General features: G+C 60.5%; 14 protein-coding genes and 1 riboswitch. Of the genes, 5 read left to right on the top strand and 9 right to left on the bottom strand.

The features are described 5' to 3' along the window. Window positions 1-6: 6 nt before the first annotated feature. From uca to KVG87_RS21240, 6 genes are all read right to left on the bottom strand, one after another. A complete protein-coding gene (gene uca / locus KVG87_RS21265) occupies window positions 7-3,654 on the bottom strand; it encodes an urea carboxylase (RefSeq protein ID WP_217852425.1) in 3,648 nt (1,215 codons plus the stop codon). 283 nt (window positions 3,655-3,937) lie between these two features. Then, on the bottom strand, window positions 3,938-4,579 hold the full coding sequence (locus KVG87_RS21260; RefSeq protein ID WP_125917748.1) for an urea amidolyase associated protein UAAP2: 642 nt from the start codon (window positions 4,577-4,579) through the stop codon (window positions 3,938-3,940). Between the two features lie 11 nt (window positions 4,580-4,590). Beyond that, window positions 4,591-5,316 carry an urea amidolyase associated protein UAAP1 gene (locus KVG87_RS21255; RefSeq protein ID WP_217852424.1) on the bottom strand — a complete coding sequence of 242 codons (726 nt, stop codon included), beginning with the start codon at window positions 5,314-5,316 and terminating at the stop codon, window positions 4,591-4,593. A gap of 13 nt (window positions 5,317-5,329) precedes the next feature. Then, the gene (locus KVG87_RS21250) at window positions 5,330-6,118 is read right to left on the bottom strand and encodes an ABC transporter ATP-binding protein (RefSeq protein ID WP_217852421.1); all 789 of its coding nucleotides are present in this window, start codon (window positions 6,116-6,118) and stop codon (window positions 5,330-5,332) included. After that, window positions 6,115-6,930: an ABC transporter permease gene (locus KVG87_RS21245; RefSeq protein WP_024011982.1), complete on the bottom strand. Its 816-nt coding sequence runs from the start codon at window positions 6,928-6,930 to the stop codon at window positions 6,115-6,117. The genes KVG87_RS21250 and KVG87_RS21245 overlap by 4 nt, the downstream gene beginning before the upstream one ends. Before the next feature lie 18 nt (window positions 6,931-6,948). Next, entirely contained in the window at window positions 6,949-8,016 is a 1,068-nt protein-coding gene (locus KVG87_RS21240; protein ID WP_217852419.1) for a putative urea ABC transporter substrate-binding protein, read from the bottom strand. 63 nt (window positions 8,017-8,079) lie between these two features. Further along, window positions 8,080-8,180: riboswitch (guanidine-I (ykkC/yxkD leader) on the bottom strand. Window positions 8,181-8,530: 350 nt separating this feature from the next. Between KVG87_RS21240 and KVG87_RS21235 the strand changes: the two genes are divergently transcribed. From KVG87_RS21235 to KVG87_RS21220, 4 genes are all read left to right on the top strand, one after another. Then, window positions 8,531-8,935 (top strand): hypothetical protein, encoded by a 405-nt coding sequence (locus KVG87_RS21235; RefSeq protein WP_039760873.1) that lies wholly within the window; start codon window positions 8,531-8,533, stop codon window positions 8,933-8,935. Window positions 8,936-9,071: 136 nt separating this feature from the next. Continuing rightward, entirely contained in the window at window positions 9,072-10,376 is a 1,305-nt protein-coding gene (locus KVG87_RS21230; protein WP_225930966.1) for a glycosyltransferase family 4 protein, read from the top strand. 1 nt (window position 10,377) lies between these two features. Continuing rightward, complete coding sequence (locus tag KVG87_RS21225) at window positions 10,378-11,232, top strand: hypothetical protein (protein WP_217852417.1); 855 nt, start codon at window positions 10,378-10,380, stop codon at window positions 11,230-11,232. A gap of 2 nt (window positions 11,233-11,234) precedes the next feature. Next, window positions 11,235-16,766 (top strand): calcium-binding protein, encoded by a 5,532-nt coding sequence (locus KVG87_RS21220; protein WP_217852415.1) that lies wholly within the window; start codon window positions 11,235-11,237, stop codon window positions 16,764-16,766. A 64-nt stretch (window positions 16,767-16,830) separates the two neighbouring features. Here the strand turns inward: KVG87_RS21220 and dspII are convergent, their stop codons facing one another. Continuing rightward, entirely contained in the window at window positions 16,831-17,943 is a 1,113-nt protein-coding gene (gene dspII, locus KVG87_RS21215; RefSeq protein WP_217852413.1) for an enoyl-CoA hydratase/isomerase DspII, read from the bottom strand. A 132-nt stretch (window positions 17,944-18,075) separates the two neighbouring features. Here dspII and ung point away from each other — a divergent pair, with 132 nt between their 5' ends. Next, complete coding sequence (ung, locus tag KVG87_RS21210) at window positions 18,076-18,768, top strand: uracil-DNA glycosylase (RefSeq protein WP_024011989.1); 693 nt, start codon at window positions 18,076-18,078, stop codon at window positions 18,766-18,768. Between the two features lie 119 nt (window positions 18,769-18,887). On the opposite strand, the gene KVG87_RS21205 is transcribed toward ung, so the two are convergent. Both KVG87_RS21205 and KVG87_RS21200 read right to left on the bottom strand, forming a co-directional pair. After that, complete coding sequence (locus tag KVG87_RS21205; RefSeq protein ID WP_056783516.1) at window positions 18,888-19,922, bottom strand: AbrB family transcriptional regulator; 1,035 nt, start codon at window positions 19,920-19,922, stop codon at window positions 18,888-18,890. After that, entirely contained in the window at window positions 19,915-21,429 is a 1,515-nt protein-coding gene (locus KVG87_RS21200; protein ID WP_016771277.1) for a tripartite tricarboxylate transporter permease, read from the bottom strand. Before KVG87_RS21200 ends, KVG87_RS21205 begins: the two co-directional genes overlap by 8 nt.

Raw genomic sequence — 21,429 nt, 5'->3', positions numbered from 1 at the left:
ATGGCTTCAGTCGAGTTCCAGCACCACCACCCGTTGTCCGGCACGCACCGCCGAACCGGGTTGCACGCGGATCTCTCGCACCACACCGGCCAGCGGCGCGAGCACAGGGATTTCCATCTTCATCGACTCGAGAATCACCAGCACATCGCCCGCCGCGACGCGCTGGCCGGTCTCGACCTGCACCTGCCAGAGATTGCCGGCGATGTGGCTGTCGACGCTGTGTTCACCGCTTTGCAGCGGTGCTTCTTCGCTGGCGTCAGGCACGGCTTCTTCGCTGTCGAAATGCGCCTGGCCACTGGCGATCCAGCGCTCGCGTTCAGCCTTGAACGCGCCCTGTTGCTGCGCACGAAAAGCGCTGATGCCCTCGGCTTGCTGACTGAGAAATGCCTGATAGTCGGCGAGGTTGAGCTGGCTGCGTTCGATGTTCAGATCGAAGCGCCCCAACGGGAAATCGCGGCGAATGCGCAGCAGTTCTTCGGCGCTGACCGGGTAGAAGCGGATCTGATCGAAGAAGCGCAGCAGCCACGGTTTGCCGTCGAACGCGGCGACTTCGCGATAGCGATTCCACATCTGCAGGGTGCGCCCGACAAACTGATAACCGCCCGGGCCTTCCATGCCGTACACGCACATGTAGGCGCCGCCGATGCCGACCGAATTCTCGGCGGTCCAGGTGCGTGCCGGGTTGTACTTGGTGGTCACCAGACGATGACGCGGGTCGAGCGGCGTGGCCACCGGCGCGCCGAGGTAAACGTCGCCAAGGCCCATCACCAGATAACTCGCATCGAACACCGTGCGCTGCACTTCGTCGAGATTCGGCAGGTCGTTGATGCGCCGGATGAACTCCAGATTGCTCGGGCACCACGGTGCGTCCTTGCGCACGGTGGTCATGTATTTCTCGATCGCCAACTGACAGGCCGGGTCGTCCCACGACAGCGGCAAGTGCACGATGCGCGACGGCACTTGCAAGTCCTTGGCGGCGCACACCGCGTCCCATTCGCCGGCGATGATGCCGAGCAGATCGGCCAGCGGCAGTTGCTCGGGCTGGTAGTGCACTTGCAGCGAGCGAATGCCCGGGGTGAGGTCGATCACCCCATGCAGGGCTTGGCTTTCCAGCGCCTGCATCAACGCGTGGGCGCGAAAGCGCAGGACCAGATCAAGCTCCGGCGCGCCGATTTCCAGCAGTAGATGAGTGTCACCAGAAACCCGTGCAACAAGTCGCTGATCGCCTTGGCCCAACGCCAACACCACAGGCGACACCAAACCCTGTGGGAGCGAGCCTGCTCGCGAAGAGGCCGTGTCAGTCAATATCGATTTGTCTGGGGCGACGCTTTCGCGAGCAGGCTCGCTCCCACAGGGGGAATCCCATTTCAGGGCGAGATCGCGGGCGGTCTTGAGGTCGACGGGAATGAACTGAATTTTATCGCCGGCCTTGAGCTGCCCCAGCTGCCACAGATCCGCCTCAATCACCGTCACCGGGCAGACAAACCCACCCAGGCTCGGGCCATCCGGGCCGAGAATTACCGGCATGTCGCCAGTGAAGTCCACCGCACCAATCGCATACGGATTGTCATGGATGTTCGACGGGTGCAGACCCGCTTCACCGCCATCCTCACGCACCCACTCAGGCTTCGGTCCGATCAGGCGCACGCCGGTGCGGCTGGAGTTGAAGTGCACTTCCCACTGGGTCGCGAAGAACGTGGTGATGTAGTTTCCGCTGAAGTATTCCGGGGCGCCGTGCGGGCCGTAGATCACCCGGATCTGGCGCACGCTCGGCAGCGCAGTGATGAGCTGTTCGGCCATTTGCTGGCCGGCGCTGCGCTCGGTCAATGCCGGCACATGCAACACATCACCGGCCCTCAACGCGCGACCGCCATGCCCGCCGAACTGGCCGAGAGTGAAGGTACTTTTGCTGCCCAGATAATCCGGCACTTGCACGCCGCCGCGCAGGCACAGATAGCTGCGCGCGCCGGCGCCGCTGATGCTGCCCAGTTGCAATGTCGCGCCGGCCGGAATCAGCAGCGCGGTGTTCATCGGCACCGGTTCAGCGTCAAGGGTCAAGGCAATCGGCGCGCCGGTCACCGCGACCACCGCGTCACAATTGAAGCGCAGGATCGGCCCGCTCATGGTGATTTCCAGCGCGGCTGCGCCTTGTTCATTGCCGAGCAGGCGATTACCCAGACGCAGTGCTCGGCTGTCCATCGGCCCCGACGGAGGCACGCCGACGGCCCAATAGCCGAGGCGGCCGGGATAGTCCTGCACGCTGGTTTGCGTGCCGGCGCTGAGCACTTCGAAGGTATTGGCGTGATACAGCAGATTTTCCAGGCAACGGGTCCACGGCTGGCCGCTGGCGAATGGAGCATCGAGCAGAATCTGGCGCAGGTAATCGCGGTTGGTTTCCACGCCATACAGCAGGCTATCGCCCAATGCCTGATGGAGTTCGGCGCGAGCCTGTTCGCGGCTCGGCGCCCAAGCGATGAGCTTGGCAATCATCGGATCGAAATACGGCGGGATTTCCACGCCGGCCTCGACCCAGGTGTCGATACGCAACTCAACGCCGTTGGCGGGCGGAAACTGCACAGCGGTCAGCAGGCCCGGGCTCGGCTGGAAATCACGCCCCGGATCTTCCGCATACAGACGTGCCTGAATCGCATGGCCCTGCGGTTCCAGGCCTTGATACAACTCGTTCAGCGGCGGCAGATCACCAGCGGCCAGCTCGATCATCCAGCGCACCAGGTCCACGTCCCACACCTGTTCGGTAACGCCGTGCTCGACCTGCAAGCGCGTGTTCACTTCGAGAAAATAGAAGCGCTGGGCTTCGCTGTCGAAGACGAATTCGACGGTGCCGGCGCTGCGGTAATTCACCGCTTGCGCCAGTTTGATCGCCGCTGCGCACAGCTCATCGGCCATGCCTTCTGGCAGGTTTGGCGCCGGGGTTTCTTCGAGGACTTTCTGGTTGCGCCGCTGCACTGAACAGTCGCGCACGCCGAGAGCGATGACTTCACCGCAGCCGTCGCCGAACACCTGCACTTCCAGATGCCGCGCGCGTTCGATGTACTTCTCGATGAACACCCCAGCGTCGCTGAAGTTGTTCTGACCGAGGCGTTTCACCGCTTCGAACGACTCGCTCAATTCGCTCGCGCTGCGGCATACGCGCATGCCGATGCCACCGCCGCCAGCGGTGCTTTTCAGCATCACCGGGTAGCCGACCTGTTCGGCGGCACTCAGCGCGCAATCGAGGCTGTCGAGCAGGTCGGTGCCTTCGAGCATGGGTACGCCATGCTGTTTGGCCAACGCGCGAGCAGTGTGCTTGAGGCCGAATACCCGCAATTGCTCCGGCGTCGGCCCGATGAAGGCGATGCCCTGCGCTTCGCAGGCTTCGGCGAACGCTGCGTTCTCGGAGAGAAATCCGTAGCCGGGATGAATCGCCGTGGCGCCGCTTTGTTTGGCGATAGCGAGGATTTTATCGACGGCCAGATACGTCGCCGACGCCGCGCCTTCGCCGAGGCTGTGCGCTTCAGCGGCCTGGGAGATGTGCAGGCTGGCAGCATCGGCTTCTGAGTACACGGCGACGCTTTGTGCCTTCAGCACGTTGATCGTGCGCAGGATGCGACAGGCAATCGCGCCACGGTTGGCGATGAGGATTTTTTCGAACATGGCATAACCCCTGAAGGGGGAGCGGGCCGTCCCGCTGTTTTTCGGCAGACATCCGGGCCGTCCCGGATGGAAAAAACACACTTCACTCAAACCCACCACAAACACCCTGTGGGAGCGAGCCTGCTCGCGAAGGCGGTGGATCAGCCACATCAATGCTGAATGACACGGCGCATTCGCGAGCAGGCTCGCTCCCACAGGGGTTAGGGTTGTCTGGTGGATTTCAGGCACTGCCCGGAACGCGCCTGGCACAGGGCAAAAAGCCAACGGCGTAAACGGCTGATGGTCAGTTCCATACCAGCAACTCCGCCGGGGTCGGGTTGTAGGCATTGCATGGATTGTTCAGCTGCGGGCAGTTGGAAATCAGCACGATGACGTCCATCTCCGCGCGCAAATCAACGTACTTGCCCGGCGCGGAAATACCGTCCTCGAACGTCAGCCCGCCGTCCGCCGTCACTGGCACGTTCATGAAAAAATTGATGTTCGGCCCGATGTCACCTTTGCTCAATCGGCCGTCGTGGGCGCAGGCGCGCAGGTAGTTGTCGCGGCAGCTGTGCATGTAGCGTTTTTCCAGGGCGTAGCGCACGGTGTTGCTCTCTTGCGCGCAGGCGCCGCCGAGGGTGTCGTGGCGCCCGCAGGTGTCGGCAACGATGGTCAGCATCGGCTGGCCGAGGTTGGAATACAGCACGCTGCCGGTGCTCAGGTAGACGCTGTTCTGCCGGCGCAAGGTGCGTTGCACGTCGTAGCGTTCCTTGGGGTTGGCGAGGCTGTAAAACAAAGTGTCGACGGCCTGATTGCCTTCCAGATCGAGGATGCGCAGGGTCTGCCCGGCCTTGACTTCCATCAGCCAGGGCTCGCCGGCGGGAATGGTCGCGCGGTAGATCGCGCTGTCGGCTTGCTTGTGCGAAGTGGCGATTGCGAGTGACATGGCAGCGATCCTCAGGCGAACAAACGGTCGGTGTTGATGAAGCCGCGCTCGTTTTCCGGGCGCGAAGTGCGGCAGTGTTCGGCGACGCTGGCGTCGGCGTTCATCCAGCTCAGCTTCAAGGGTTTCGGGGCGTATTCGGGGGACGGGTCCATCGGATGTTGCAAGGCGGTGAGCACCACCAGGGTGTCCATCGGCGCGTACAACTCGATGTAGTCACCGGCCTTCGAGTTGCCTTCGACGAAGTGGAAACGCCCGGCCTCATCGACGCTCACGCGGCTGAACAGATTGAGGGTCATCAGCAAGTCGGACAGGCCCAGGCCCCACTTGCCGAGTTCCACCAGCAGGTTGTCGGTGCCGTTGCGAAAGAAGCCGTTGCGCAGTTCCTGATAGCGGCCCTGACCGTACTTTTCGGCGACTTCCTGTGCGCAAAGCACACCGCCGAGGCTGTCGCTCCAACCGCAGGTGTCGGCGGTGATCGCGGCGAGTACGCGGCCCATGTCCGAGTACAGGCAGTGGCCGGCAGTGAGCTTGGCGGTGTGTTGGCATTTGAGGCTGTCGGGCAGGTTCAGCCGCTCGGTTTTTTCATTGGCATTGAGCAAGGTCAGGCTGACATTGGCGCCGCCGCGCAGGTCGGTCAGGCGCAGCAATTGGCCGCGCTTGAGCACGAACGAACGGTGGCCGCCGCCGGGCAGCAGTTCTTCAGCAAAGGGTGGAAAGAGTTGGATTGAATCAGTCATTGGAGCAGTCCTCTCAAGCAGTGCGAAGGGTGCCCGCCAGCGGCAGCGGCAGGGCCTCGACGGCGGCGCGCTGGGCGCGGCGGTCGCTGTTCAACGGGATGTCGTAGGTGATGCGGGCGCCATAGGCGCCGGGGGCGTGCGGGTCGAGGCGCACCTTGTCGAACACCAGCAGGCGCGTGCCGAGGCTGAAGCCCTCGGACAGGTCGTGGGTGACCATGAACACCGTCAGTTGCGTCTCGCGCCACAGCTCCAGCAGCAGCGCATGCATGTCTTTGCGAATGCCCGGATCGAGCGCGCCGAACGGCTCGTCGAGCAACAACACGCGCGGCTTCATGATCAGCGCCTGAGCGATGGCCAAGCGTTGCTGCATGCCGCCGGACAGCTGTGCCGGGTACTTGTCCAGCGCATGGCCTAGGCCGACTTTGCTCAGCAGTGCTGCAGCCTGTTCGCGCGCCTCGCGTTTGGCGCTGCCGAACAGCCGGCCAAGCAAGGGCGCGCGCGGCAATTCGAGACCGAGGGCGACGTTGTCGAGCACGCTCAGGTGCGGGAACACCGAGTAGCGTTGAAAGACCACGCCACGGCTGGCATCCGGCTCGCTGGCCAAGGGCTGGCCGTCGAGCAGAATCTCCCCGCGACTGGCGCTTTCCTGGCCGAGCAGCAGGCGCAGGAAGGTCGATTTGCCGCAACCGGAGGCGCCGACCAAGGTGCAGAACTCGCCTTCGTTGACGCTCAGGTTCAAGCCTTCCAGAACCACTTGATCGGCGTACTGCTGCCAGACGTTCTTTACTGTGATGAAGCTCATTTCGCCGCTCCCTCGTACCAAGGGAAAGCGCGCTGGGTCAGCTGTTTCAAGCCCCAGTCCATCAGCCAGGCGAGCAGGGTGATCCACACCACGTAGGGCAGGATCACGTCCATGGCCAGGTAGCGCCGCACCAGAAAGATCCGATAGCCGAGGCCATCGGTGGAGGCGATCGCTTCGGCGGCAATCAGGAACAGCCACGCCGAACCGAGCATCAAGCGCAGCGAGATCAGCAAGCGCGGCAACAGCTGCGGCAAGACCACGCGCAGCATCAGCGTCCAGGTCGAGGCGCCGAGGGTCTGCGCCTTGATCAGCAGTTCGACCGGAATGTCGCGGGCACGCTGTTCCAGATCTCGGGCCAGCGCCGGGGTGATGCCGATGACGATCAGCATGACTTTCGATAACTCGCCCAGGCCGAAGACGATGAACAGAATCGGCAGGATCGCCAGCGGCGGCACCATCGACAGCACCGTCAGCAGCGGCGACAACGGCGCGCCGAACAGCGGCAGGGTGCCCGCCGCAATACCGAGGCAAAGACCCGCCAGCGCCGCGATGCCGAGGCCGATGGCCAAGCGCCGCAGACTCGACGCAGTGTCTTGCCACAACAGGTATTCACCGGTGCGGCTGTCGGCGTTGAAGGCCAGGCGTTTTACCGCGTCGCTCATCTGCACGGCGCTGGGCAGCAGTTTGTCGTTGGGGTTGTCCGCCAAGCGCTCGGCCGAGCCTGTGAAGTAGGCGAACAGCACCAGCGCGAACGGCAGGATCACCAACAACAGGCGGCTCGGGCGATCGGGGTGGCGATTGATCAGGCGCATGGCCAAATCCTCCGTGGCTTACAGCTTGGCGTCGGCGGCCATCTGCACGTAGGTCGGATCGAAACGCAGCTTGAGATTGGCTGTGTCGCCGCTGGTCACGCCGTTGGCGAAAGACATGCCGACCGCGCTCGGGTCTTTCGCGCCTTCGCCGAGCAGGCCGTGCTCGAAGGAGAACTCGGCGACCTTGCGCATGGTGTCCGGCAGTTGTTTGCTGGTGGCAAAATTCAGCGCTTCGCTTGGCGTGGCGAACAGTTTTGTGGTGTCCAGTTGCGCCTGGAAGCCGGCGAGATCAGTACCCGAGGCCTTGGCCATGTGCTCCAGCGCCGCTTTGCTCGCGGCATTTTTTGCGTTCATCAAAGCGACCACTTCGAACCACGCGCCAGTCAGCGCTTTGCCCAGGGCCGGGTTGTCTTTGAGGGTGGCGCTGTTGACCACCATCATGTCCATGATCTCGCCCGGAATCTGGCTGGAATTGAACACTTCGGTGACGCCGGGTTTGGCCTTGATATCCGAGAGCATCGGGTTCCAGGTGGTCACGGCGTGGACGTCGTCGGTGTTGAACGCGGCGGCAATGTCGGCGTCGGAGGTGTTGACCACCTTCAGGTCTTTCTCGGTCAGGTCCACCGAGTCCAGCGCCCGGGCCAGCAGGTAATGGGAGACCGACAGCTCGACCAGATTGACGTCCATGCCTTTCAGATCAGCGACTTTTTTACCTTCGCCTTTGAGCACGATGCCGTCGTTGCCGTTGGAGAAATCGCTGACGATCAGCGCGGTGCTGTCGACACCACCGGCAGCCGGAATGGTCAGCGCATCCATGTTGGTCATGGTGCAGCCGTCGAACTGGCCGGCGGTGTACTGGTTGATCGATTCGACGTAGTCGTTGAGTTGCACGACGTCGATCTTGATCCCGTATTTCTTCGCCCATTTGTCGACGATGCCCTGGCTGCCGGCGTATTCCCATGGCATCCAGCCGGCGTAGATCGTCCAGCACACGCTGAAGTGGTCTTTCTGGGCGGCGGAAGATTGCGTGCTGATGAGCGCGGCGAAGGCGGCGGCGAGCAGGGCGGGGAAACGTAGTCGGATCATTGCGGATTCTCCAGTTGATCGAGGGCGGACAGGAAGGCAACGCGGCACCGCGAACGGTGGCTTGTCTCCCGGGCTTTTGTCCCGCCGTGTAACCTCAACTGGAGGTCGCCAACTCTCGGACCAGCCACTCGCGCTTGCGAGCCGGAACCCTAGTCAGCCATTGCAAATTGTGGTGCCGCGAACCTGTGATGACTCCTGCACGGGTTTGCTAAAGCGAGAGGCGTGCCAAGTCGGGCCGAGGCCTCTGCGGCGGGGATCTGCTGGATTGCCGAGGTGAGCGGGGCGAGCGACGGCGCATCGTGGTGGTGCGTGGTTGCACCGTCATGCAGCGCGGTTACGCTTCACGGGTCGCGGATTTTGCGGATAAACAAGATTTCATAATCACTTGTTTCAACTTGTTGCAGGAACGCACCAGATTCTGAAATCGCTGTCTGATTCTTCGACAGTCACGCAATTGCTGACGGTCGCCTGCCAGCGTCGCTGGTATGGCCAACCCGCGGTCCAGGAGGCCGCCATGTATCGCCGAATCGTACTGCTTGCCGTGATGCTTTTTTCCCTTGGCGGATGCGTTCCTTATTCCTATGGAGACAGCTACTACAGGTCAGAGGTCTACACATCACCCGCACCGGCCTATTACAGCGGTGGCGGCTCCTATTACCGCAGCGGCGGCACCTATTACACCCAGCCGCGCTACTACCAGCCAGCGCCGCGTTACTACCAGCAACCGCGTTATTACCAGGCGCCACGGCACTACCAACCGGCCCCGCGTTACTACGAAAGCCGGCGCTGGCACGGCAATGATCGCGGACGCTGGGACGGCCACCGTCGCGGCGGTTGGGATAATGACCACCGCGGTCGCGGCAACTATGATCGTCACAGCGGTCGCCGTGACTACAACGGCCGTGGCAACCGCTGGTAAATCTCTGCAATGAACAAGCGGCGCATCAAGCGCCGCTTTTTTTTGCCCGGCGAAAAGTTGTTCCGTTGGCCATCTCCTAGGAGATTCCCGGAAGCGTCCTACAGTTTCATTTCGTGGCGTTTGTTAGCGTTCGTGGATGCCGAACGAGGCGAGCAATCCTCAGCTCGATAGCGGCGAAAAATGGACGTTCAGCGCTATGAAGCTTCTGGTTATTCACCAAAATTTTCCGGGTCAGTTCCGTCATGTGGTGCTGGCGGCGCTGGAGCGCGGTGATGAGGTTGTGGCGATAGGTCGGGACACTGCACCGGGCGTCGCCGGTGTGGAAATCCATCGATATCGAGCGACCAGCCGAGCGCCCGGCAATATTCACCCGTATCTGATCCGCTACGAACAAGCGGTGATCGACGGGCAGAAGGTTTTTGAAATCCTGGGCAGGCTGAAACGTTCGGGCTATCAGCCAGACGTGATTCTTGCTCATCCCGGATGGGGAGAGACGCTGTTTGCCAAGGACGTCTATGCCGATACGCCGCTGATTCACTATTGCGAGTATTACTATCGAGCGCAGGGCGCCGATTGCGGGTTCGACCCTGAATTCCGGCGAGCCGCAAGGGAGTCGTCACGGCTGCGAGTGCTCAACTCGCTGCATCTGTTGAATCTTCAACAATGCGATATCGCAATCGCGCCTACGCAGTGGCAGCGCAGCCTGTTTCCGGCCGCTTACCGGTCGGCGATTCGGGTCATTCACGAAGGTGTGATTCAAAATTCTGACCTGGCGAAAGTCGGGGCAGTCAGATTGCCCAATGGAATCGAGGTCAAAGCCGGACAGCCGATCGTTACCTATGTCGCCAGAAACCTTGAGCCTTATCGCGGCTTTCACAGTTTCATGCGAGCTATCCCGCTTATTCAGGCCGAGTGCCCCGACGCGCAGATCATCGTGGTTGGCGGTGACGGTGTCAGTTATGGGAGTAAGCCGGTCGGGTACCCGGATTGGCGCAGCAGGATGGAGGCGGAGGTCAGTTTCGATCACTCCAGAGTGCATTTCACAGGGAAACTTCCTTACCAGACTTATCGAGCGGTTCTGCGGTGTTCGAAAGTTCATGTCTATTTGACGTATCCGTTTGTCTTGTCCTGGTCGTTACTGGAGGCGATGGCGTCCGGTTGTGTGGTTGTTGCGTCGGATACGGCTCCGGTAAGGGAAGTCATTGTCGAGGGGGCGAATGGCATATTGGTGGATTTCTTCGACCATCAAGAAATTGCCAGAAGTGTATGCAAGGTTTTGAAGTCGGCAGGTGAGTACGATGGTCTTGCCAGCGCCGCGAAGTTGACGGCAGGTCGGTTCAGTGTGGAATCGGGCGTGAGCCAATATTTTGAGGTTTTTGCAAGCGCGATATCCGGGCATAGCGACATACCAACCGTTCCGCAGTTTGAGCGGGAGGTTTGAAATGTCCAGGAAGTCGCGTAAGCAGGCGATCAAGTGGTTTAAAAGGTTGTTGAAGTATGGATTGTTCTTTTATGTCTGTTACTGCGTAGCGGAATTTTATATTCGCAAAGAACAAACTGCCGAGTCGGCGGCTATTCACCAGGCAAACGAGAAAGCTTGCCAGAACAAGCTGGCGAGCATGCAGCAAGTGCCGATATTAGGCGGCGCCTATATAGATAAGACGCTAGTCCCTGAGTTTTATGTAGGCATGCCTGAAATGGTGAACAAGAAAGCGTGTCTGGCGATTGCTCTGAAGGGGCTTTTCTGGTGGACCGGGACGGGGCTGCACCGGTACCAGGATCAGCGCGCAGAGTCGATCCCCAAAAGTTGGCGGCTCTATAAATTGAACGCCGGACTTTTTACCAGGAAAGAAACCACCGAACCCCATGAGCGCGGTTATCGGCACGTCAACTGGCCGGATGAGTTGATTGTGAAACTAAAGAATTATCCGGGGCTGGAGATTTGGCTCGATGCACCTCCGCCGCATTTCAAGAATGAAGATTCGGTTAGAACGTTTGTCATTACCGGCTGGCCGCGGCGAGATGGAACCCCTCGGTTGATCAACTGTGACGGCTTGATTCGCCCGGCTTCGGAGGAAAAGCTGACTGACGAGAAACTGGCAAGGTTCAGCAGAACTGAATTGGAAAATCTTGATTTCGGCAAACTGAATTTCTTCTGCGCTATCAATCTGGATAACTTCGACTTCGCTGGTGGGCACGGTGGCGTAAAACTCGGATTAGCGTCATTACGCGAAGCACCTGAGATGCTCAAGTATCTCAGTGGTTATCTTTCACGGGCTGTTATTACAAGGAAGTAACAATGAGTTATGTTTTTAGCGATATGGAAAAATCAGAGATTTTCAACGCGGCTAATATTTGCAAAGGAATGAGGCTGAGCTCAAAACAAATTCAGTACGATGCGCTGAAAATAGCAGGGGCAAGCTGCGCCCCCCTGTACCAAAAGCTGTTCGATATTATTGGTGAGAAAGTTTCTGACGTTGTAACTGCCGATAAAGAGGCCGGAGAAGTGCTGAAAAGCGCCAGACTCTGGCTTGCCGTGGCCATTGATGCCAACGGTGGAAACGGTGCCTACTCTGCCCTGATTCGTGGTTACACCTCCCGCCAGGGTGAACTGAGACTGAATACAATTTTCAGTGAAGACCTGATGCAGCTTTCATCCAACCAGGTTGCCGTCAACTTCATCAATACCCTGATCAACGGATCCCTTGGCGGTCAACTGGCGCCGTGGACGGTTCCGTCAATCAGCCAGATCGCTGAAATCGACGCCAGCGCGATTGGCGAGGCCCTGTTCAAGGAGGTTTGCGGGGAGGACGACACCGCCGTGAAACGTAACGCCGGCTGGTCTGGAACGGTCGGTTTCAGCTTGTTAGGTGGAAAGCCTCCCTATGAAACCTGGCGGTTGATCTCCGCCGGTGATTCGAACGGGGAAGATGACGGCCCACCCATCCAGGCAAAAGCCAACCGGCTCGACGACTATAAAAACATTCTCTTCGCCATCGACGCCTATAGCGTCGGCCTGCGAGCGGCGATCAGTAATTTCGGCGTCAATCCACTGCAAAGTCTGCTCTCGGTCGTACCCGAGCAAATCAATATCGCGCTGGCCAGTGGCAGTGTGAATCCGCTGATTCAGCATGTAGTCAAAGGCACGCCTGTTGCCGCCGTGGTCGAGCTGATCTTGCGCTACGGCCAGAACGAATTTCTCGACATGTTCAAGCGCACTCACGACGGCGATTCTGCTGCCACACCCACCACCAACGAAACCTTCGCCAGCAATGCTTACGCCTTCTTCTCGGCATTCTCCCCAGAGCAATCGCAAAGCATCGTCACCCGGACAATAAGCGAGTTCGGCAATGCCAATGCATGGGCAAAACTGGCAGGCGAGGCGACGCCGCTCGGTCTGGCGTTGCGCAACTCTTTGCAGCAACTGAGTGAAGTCGTCATAGAGCGAGCCGACGGTTATCCCGACCGCAACCTCGAGCTTTACGATCCGCACACTGGCGAAGGTTTTATCACCGCGCAGTGGCTGGCGGATCGAGCGCAAATGCTGGCGCGGTTGATTGCCCGAACCCAAGCCTCGTTTGGAGAACACTCGCTGCAGCAGTTTTCCTACTCCGATCTCGCCTCAGGCAAACAGGCGCCGATGACCACCGGTGTGTTGAACCCGCTGGCCCTGTTCGGTGATGACGGCGGGCGATCTTTCGCCGGCGGCGCAAATGCCGATCATCTGTATGGCGGCGTGGGCAATGACTCGATCCATGGGATGGCCGGTCACGATGTCATTGAAGGTGGTCTCGGCAATGACTCGCTAACCGGAGGTGACGGCAATGATGTGTTGTACGGGATGGCCGGTGATGATGTTCTGATCGGAGGAAAGGGGAACGACTCCTTGATCGGGGGCGAAGGCAACGACCGTTATGAATTCGCCAGCGGCGATGGCATCGACGAGATTCTTGATGCCAACGCCGATGGGCAACTGTGGATCAACGGCGCGCCGATTCCCCATCTCAAACGCCGCGCGCCTCTGAGCAATATCTGGTCTACCGAGGATCGGTCCATCACCCTGGCGCTTGTTGAAAACACCCTCAACATCAAATACGGCCAGGGCGATCTGGTGGTGATCAAAAACTTCCAGCCCGGGATGCTTGGCATCCGCCTCCCTGAATATGAGGGGCAGCCGCTCACTGCTGCGGATTTGACGCTTCAGGGCGACTGGAAAGCCAAAGACGCTGATCCCACCGTCCCTGGCGATCAGCCCTCCTTTGATGAGCTGGGCAACGTGGTGCTGCTGCCCAAGGTCAAACAGCGCAACAAGGCCGACGTACTTTACGGTTCCGCCGCAGACGACGTCATTCTTGGCATGGGCGGTTCTGATCGATTGTTCGGCAAGGCTGGAGACGATCGGTTATTCGGCGACAAGCAGACGACAATCGAAAAGGCCATGGCCGACGGTGACGCCAAAGGCAAGGCAAATCGCGGAGACTGGCTCGACGGCGGGCAAGGTGACGATTTGCTTATCGGTACGGCATCGCGAGACGTTCTGCTCGGTGGCAATGACCGGGATACCTTGATCGGCGGTGCTGGTGACGATGTCTTGTCAGGAGACGAAACCACCGGTGCGCTGGAACAAGGTTGGGCGGTCAAACGCGCTGACGTCCCCATAGCTGGTGGTGTCACCAGTCACCGAACGGTCTTTTCAAAGGCCTCGATAAACAGTGCGTCCGAGGGCGGTGACGACGTGCTGTACGGGCAGGGTGGCAAGGATTTTATCGACGGCGGCTGGGGAGAGGACCTGCTTGACGGCGGAGCTGACGACGATTTTCTCAAAGGCGATCAAGGTAACGACACCCTGGCCGGTGGCAGCGGCAACGACGTGATGCTTGGTGACAACCTCGATTGGGGCGGTGGCCTGCCCAGCAGACACCATGGCAACGATGTGCTGGACGGCGGCAGTGGTGATGATTCACTCGGCGGTAACGGTGGCAGCGACGCTTTGTATGGCGGCCCTGGCAACGACATTTTGCAGGGTGATGACGGCGTACTGGACGGCGTCGAAGGCGATGCCGCGCATTTTTTTGGCGATGATCTGCTGGACGGTGGCTCCGGTGATGACACGCTCTGGGGCGGCGGTGGCGATGATTTGCTCTTCGGCGGCGAAGGCAATGACGATCTGATCGGCGATAGCCCTGAGCATCCGGTTCGCTATCACGGCAACGACTTTCTCGATGGCGGCGCGGGGGACGACACCCTGCGAGGCATGGGTGGCGCGGATACGCTGACGGGTGGCGCAGGGGCTGATTTCCTCGATGGCGACGTATCTGACCTGCAACCGGGCGGAAGCAACAATGACGTTCTTCAGGGCGGAGAAGGAAACGATACGTTACAGGGTGGCTTCGGTGCGGACACGCTGTACGGCGGCGCGGGTGACGACATCCTTGCCGGCGATTACGAAAACAGCGCTGAAGCCGAGCAGAATGCCGATTATCTGCACGGTGGCTCAGGCAACGACACGCTGCTCGGAGGCGCTGGCAACGACACCTTGCTGGGCGGGGAAGGGACGGACTACCTTCGCGGCGATTCTGGCGACAACGTGTTTGATGGCGGTCCCGGTGCTGACGTGCTGGATGGCATGGATGGCGCTGACATCTACTATTTCGGCGCTGGCGACGGTCTGGATATCGTCACCGATGCCGGCGGCCGCAACATCATCAGGTTCGGTGCAGGGTTTTGCGCGCAAAGCCTGAAGGCCGACGTTATCGAAGTTACCGTCGGCACGGTGTTGCGACTGGCCAATGGCACGGGCGACGCGATACTCATCAAGAATCACGAGCGGTGGAAGGATTCCACATTCAATTTCAGCGACGGCGGGGTACTGGATTACGCAGATGTCCTGCGCAAAACATTGCCACCGATAGAGATGTCCGAGCCACCCGTACCGGAACCTGTCACCGCCCCGGCAACCCCTGAAAGCAAAGTTGAGGATCCGGTTAAGCCAGACGATGTCACCGCTGCGGCGCAAGGCCCGGTGGCGTCTGTTCAAACGGTCAACTGGACCGATGAGTTCCTCGCGCACACCAAGTCAAAACGCTCCGCCCGCAGACACGCCACAGGTTTTACCTTGAATGAGCAAGGCGTCTGGGTGCGCAGTCATGTCACCACCAGCGACACCGGTTACACCACTCACACCGAGCTGATCGATGGCAGCGTCGAAGCGGGGACACTGTCTGAAACGCCGCCATGGATGAAGGCTGATGCAGGGCACGCTGTGGTCAGTGAAAGGCAGTCGACAACCACAATCCGTATCGAAAATAAGCAGGTGAGAGCCGAGGGAGCAATGCCTTCCTCTGCTCAGGCGCCTCGCTATTATCGATCCGGTTCGGCCAACGGGTTTTCATTCAATACGGGCGATGTATTGGTTGAAGACCGAAAGGAATCCGGCGCGCTTGAAGGCTGGTACGTCTATCCGGCGGCAAGCTTCTGTTCGGCCGCAACGGTGCGCAAGCAATTCCGCTGGGAGGTCGAAAGCACGATGATCAAAGGCAAAATCGTCCATGGCGACAATGCCGGCGGGCGAGTCAACGTCGAAGTGGAAAACGTTTTCCACGGCGGCGCGGGAGACGATCTGATCGTCGCTTATGCAGGCTCCCCACTTGACTACGGCACTGTCGGCGACAGAACACCGGGCGTGTTTTTATCCGCCGGGGCAGGTGACGATACCTTGCTGGGCTCCGAGGGCGCCGACTATCTGCTCAGCGGCTCGGGTGATGACTGGCTCTACGGCGAAGACGGCGCCGACACCTACGTCGTGCAAGCGCATGCCGGGGCGACAACCACGATTGCGGACGTGCTCAACCCTGTTTTCCACCGAGCAGAAGTTGGCGTAGCGGGGTGGAAAGACGAGTACGGATTGATCGATCAGGACACGGTTGTCCTTCCCGCAGGCGCGCAGCGCGATGCACTGCAATTGAGCTGGGGTGCTGCGCTGATAGAGACCACCCATGTCGAGCTGGAGCCCAACCCGGATCGCGCGGCTTACCGCAACCCGCCGAGAGCGAAAATGCTTCATCCGACACTCGATATCCAATGGGGCGGGACACAGAAAGTCCGCATCGTCTGGCCCCACAGCGGTGAACTTGAGGGCGCCGGTATTGAGCTCGTCAAGTTCGCCGATGGGTCGGTCGAAAATTTGAAGCAGCTCCTGGAATCAAGTCAGCTCGGCCCTGCGCCCGAGACTTTTCATACGGGTGTCATCGTCAACCATCCCACCCGTTCAACTTCCTTGCGAGACGGACGAGCGCTGCCACTCGTGGGCGGTCGCGGCAACGACACGATAAGCGGCGCGGGGGAGATCCGAGGCATGCACGGGGATGACGTGCTCACGGGCAGCCTCGGTGATGATCTGCTGCTGGGTGGGCCGGGCAATGACACGCTGGCCGGCGGCGCGGGAAATGATATCTACCGATACGATGGCCTCGGCAGAGACGTGATCATCAACAACGGAGGCGGCCTGGACGGGATCGATTTTTCCGAACGCAGGCTGACGATCGACAACTTGAAGTTTCACCGTGAGCGCGATGATCTGGTGATCGTGGTCGACTACGGCATGGCACCGAAAATCCGGGTTTCCGGGCACTTTGCCGAAGGTGAAAGCGCTATTGGCTTCATAAGAGTCAGCGAAGGACCAGCGATTCAAGACTACAGCGCAAGGCAAATTGCTGAACGTCTGCACCCGCTTCCGCCACTGAGAGATGTCGAGGAAATTTTGATAAAGGGCGACGATGAAGCGCAGCGGGCCATAAAGGAAATCATTGAGTTCTACGAACTGAATGTCTGACAAGATGACCGATTGAGCCGGCCCGCGATGGCAATCCAGTCGCCATCGCGGGCCTCGCGTCACCTCAATACTGGGTCAGATCCGCTAACGGATGCCGCCCCTCCCAGACTTTATGAAAGTGCGCCTCGACCACCGCATCCGGCACGCTACTGATATCCGGCCAGTGCCAGTGCGGTTTCTGATCCTTGTCGATCAACCGCGCACGCACGCCTTCGCTGAATTCCGGATGGCGGCAGCAATTGAGGCTCAGGGTGTATTCCATCTGGAATACTTCGGCCAGCGACATGTGCCGCGCGCGGCTGATCTGTTCCCAGACCAGATGCGCGGTCAGCGGCGAGCCCTCGGTCATGGTTTTCGCCGCGCGGGCAATCAACGGATCGCTGCTGTCGCGGTGCAGGCTGATGGCTCTCCACGCACAGGCAACGTCGCTGACATCGAGCAGTTCGTCGATCTGCTGACGACGCGGCAGCCACTGCGCTTCGGGCATTTGTTCGAGTGCTTCCTGCTGCAAAGCCTTGAGCAGGCTGTTGAGCTGCATGGCGGTCTGTTCCTGCCAGTTCAATTGCAGCAAGCCTTCGATCAATTGCGGTTGCTGTTCGTCGAGCAGGAAGCGGTCGGCCAGATCCAGATCCAGCGCATCACGGCCGTTGATGTGCGCGCCGGTCAGGCCGAGAAACAAGCCGAGCCTGCCCGGCAATCGGGCGAGAAACCAACTGGCGCCGACGTCCGGATACAGACCAATGGTGATTTCCGGCATCGCCAGACGGCTGCTCGGCGTGACGATCCGCGTGCTGGCGCCCTGCAACAGGCCCATGCCACCACCGAGCACATAACCGTGACCCCAGCAGATCAGCGGCTTCGGATAGGTATGCAGGCTGTAATCGAGGCGATATTCCGCGCTGAAAAACTGCGCGGCCAACGGCGGGACTTCGCCGGGGTGAGCGCGGCAGGCTTCGACCAGGCTGCGCACCTCGCCACCGGCGCAGAAAGCTTTGCTGCCGTTACCGCGCAGCAGCACGCAGACGATTTGCGGGTCATTGGCCCAGGCGTTCAATTTGTCGCTGAGCGCGTTGATCATCGGCAAGGACAGCGCGTTCAGCGATTTTTCGGCATCCAGGCTGGCGATGCCGATGCGGGCGCCGTCGGTGCCGGTAAGTTCTTCGAAGTGCAGATTCATCGTGACCTCGATCGGGAATTTGAGCGAACAGTATGATCGCTATGGGGGAAAGTGCCGGATCTGCGTCAGATCAATTGACAAGCGTGGTCGGCTTTCCTAGGGTTCGCCCCATTGTTTTTGCCGGAAATGACCATGACTGCTGACGACCGTATCAAACTCGAACCGAGCTGGAAGGAGGCACTGCGTGCTGAGTTCGACCAGCCTTACATGGCAGAGTTGCGCAGCTTTCTGCAGCAGGAGCGGGCCGCCGGCAAGGAGATCTATCCGCCGGGACCGATGATTTTCAACGCACTGAACTCAACGCCCCTGGACAAGGTGAAAGTGGTGATTCTCGGCCAGGACCCTTACCACGGCCCGGGCCAGGCCCACGGTCTGTGTTTCTCGGTGCAACCGGGCGTGCCGGCACCGCCGTCGCTGGTCAACATCTATAAAGAGTTGAAACGCGACCTCAATATCGACATTCCCAACCACGGCTACCTGCAGAGCTGGGCCGAACAGGGCGTGCTGCTGCTCAACACCACCATGACGGTTGAGCGCGCCAACGCCAACGCGCACAAGGACAAGGGCTGGCAACACTTCACCGACCGCATCATTGAGGTGGTCAGCGAGCGGCAGCCGCATCTGGTGTTCATGCTCTGGGGCGCCCATGCGCAGAGCAAGCAGAAGCTGATCGACGCGACCAAGCACCTGGTGCTGACCTCGGTGCATCCGTCGCCGTTGTCGGCCTATCGCGGGTTTTTGGGCTGTGGGCATTTCAGCCGGACCAACAAGTTTCTCGAACAGAATGGCGAAACGCCGATCGACTGGCGCTTGCCACCGATTTGATGTGTCGACCGGTTTGGCCCCTTCGCGAGCAGGCTCGCTCCCACAGGAATTGTGTACAAGCCACAACCCCCCTGTGGGAGCGAGCCTGCTCGCGAAAAGAGCGACCCGATCTCGCAGACTTAGGCGGGATGACGATTCCAGTATTTGAACAACGGCTCCGCCAGAAACAGTACAAACAACAGCCGCATCACCTGCATCGCCGTCACCAGCGGCACCGACAATTGCAGGGTCTCCGCCGTCAGACTCATTTCGGCAATCCCGCCCGGCATCATGCCCAGAGTCAGTGAACGCAGATCCAGATGGGTCAATGCACTCAAGCCCAGCGCCGCCAGCGACGCGATCAACATGGTCAGCGCCGTGCCGATCAACGTCCGGCCCATGAACGACGGCGCGCGGCGGAAGAACTGCCGATTGAAGTGACAGCCCAGACCGCTGCCAATCAGCCATTGGCCGATCTGACTGCCGCCATTGGGCAAACCGATGTGCAGATCCCAGGTGATGCTGACCGCCGCACTGACCAGTAACGGCCCGAACAGCCATGGATTGGGTTGGCGCAGACGCTGCCAGAGCCAGGCGAGCAGGGCGCCCGCCGGAAACAGAATCGCCAGCCAGCGCCAATCGACACTGCCGGCGTGAGAAATCGGCGTGCCGTCGCCGAGCAGATACTTGAACGCCGCCGGCACGCACAACACCACCACCAACACCCGCAGACTCTGCCCGGCCGCGACATGGCTGAGCAGTGCACCGTTACGAGCGCCGAGGTTGACCATCTCCCCGGAACCACCGGGCATGCTTGAGAAAAAAGCCGTGGCGCGATCCTCGCCGGTGCGGCGCATCAGCCACACGCCGACCACCGCCGAAAGGCTGGTGACCAATGCACCGAAGAAGATCAAACCGAAATGACTGAGCACCTGTTCCATCACCAGCGGGGTGAAGTGCAGGCCGATGCCGATGCCGACGATCCACTGGCCGCACTTGCGCCCGCCAGGGATTTCCGCCAGTTGCCACGGCGTCAGGCAGCGCACCAGGATGATCGCCAGCAACGAGCCGACCATCCACGGAAGCGGCCAGCCGATCTGGCTGGCGATGAAACCGCCAAGCAGACCGACCAGCGGGGTGCCCCACCAGGCTTTCAGGGACAAGCGATCAAACATCGGCAATGACGCGCCGTGCCGCCGAACGTTTACGCCAGATGCGAATCAGCGGCATCAGCAGCATGATCGCGGTGAGGATCCAGCAACCGAAGGTGATCGGACTCGACCAGAGAATCTCCAGCGCGCCATTGGAGATCGACAGCGCGCGACGCAGGTTCTGCTCCATCAGGCCACCGAGGATGAAGCCCAGCAGCAGCGGCGACAGCGGGAAATCCAGCTTGCGCAGGATGTAACCGAAGATGCCGATACCGATCATCAGGAACAGATCGAAGGTGGTCGCGTGCACCGCGTAAACGCCGATCCCGGTGATGATCGCGATGATCGGCACCAGCGCCCAGTTCGGCACGGCGAGGATGCGGGTGAATACGCGGATCATCGGGATGTTGAGGATCACCAGCATCACGTTGGCGATGAACAACGACGCGATCAGACCCCAGACGATGTCCGGTTGCTGTTGGAACAGCAGTGGACCCGGGGTGATGTTGTACAGCGACAGCGCGCCGATCATCACCGCAGTGGTGCCCGAACCCGGAACGCCGAGGGTCAGCATCGGAACGAGAGCGCCGCACGCCGCGCCGCCGATCGCGGTCTCTGGCGCGGCCAGACCACGGGGATCACCTTCACCGAATTTGCCGCTGGTGCCAGCGATGCGCTTCTCGGTCATGTAGGCCACGGCACTGGCGAGCGTTGCGCCGGCACCGGGCAGCACGCCCATGATGAAACCGAGCACGCCGCAGCGCACGTTGACGACGAACACCGACGCCGCTTCCTTGAAGTTGAACATCATCCGGCCGGTGGCTTTCACCGCTTCCTGGCCGTGGTGAGTCTTTTCCAGCAGCAGAAGGATTTCGCTGATCGAGAACAGACCCAGCACCAGAACGACGAACTGGATGCCGTCGGTCAGGTGAATGTTGTCGCCGGTGAAACGGTACACGCCACTGTTGGCGTCGATGCCGACGGTGGAAAGGAACAGGCCGATCAGCGCCGCAATAAAGGTCTTCAACGGTCGATCACCGGCCATGCCGCCGAGACAGACAATCGCGAACACCATCAACACGAAGTATTCCGCCGGTCCGAAGGCAATCGCCCATTTCGCCAGCAGCGGCGCAAACAGGACCATGCCGCAGGTGGCGATGAACGCGCCGATGAACGAACTCCACGCCGACAGTGACAGCGCGACACCGGCCATGCCTTTGCGGGCCATCGGGTAGCCGTCGAGGGTGGTCATTACAGTCGAGGCTTCACCCGGAATGTTCAGCAGGATCGAGCTGATCCGGCCGCCGTATTCGCAGCCCAGATACACCGCCGCGAGCAGGATCAGCGCCGACTCCGGCGGCAGGCCGAGCGCGAACGCGATCGGAATCAGCAACGCCACGCCGTTGATCGGACCAAGGCCCGGCAACAGGCCGACGACGGTGCCGATCAGGGTGCCGCACAGTGCGGTCACCAGGTTGTACGGGCTCAGCGCGACGCCGAAGCCCTGACCCAAATAGCCAAGGGTATCCAT

The sequence above is a fragment of the Pseudomonas siliginis genome (assembly GCF_019145195.1).
Classification (GTDB): Bacteria; Pseudomonadota; Gammaproteobacteria; order Pseudomonadales; family Pseudomonadaceae; genus Aquipseudomonas; species Aquipseudomonas siliginis.
The sequence above is the reverse complement of the archived record's forward strand: the minus strand, read 5'-3'. Positions and strand labels throughout refer to the sequence as shown.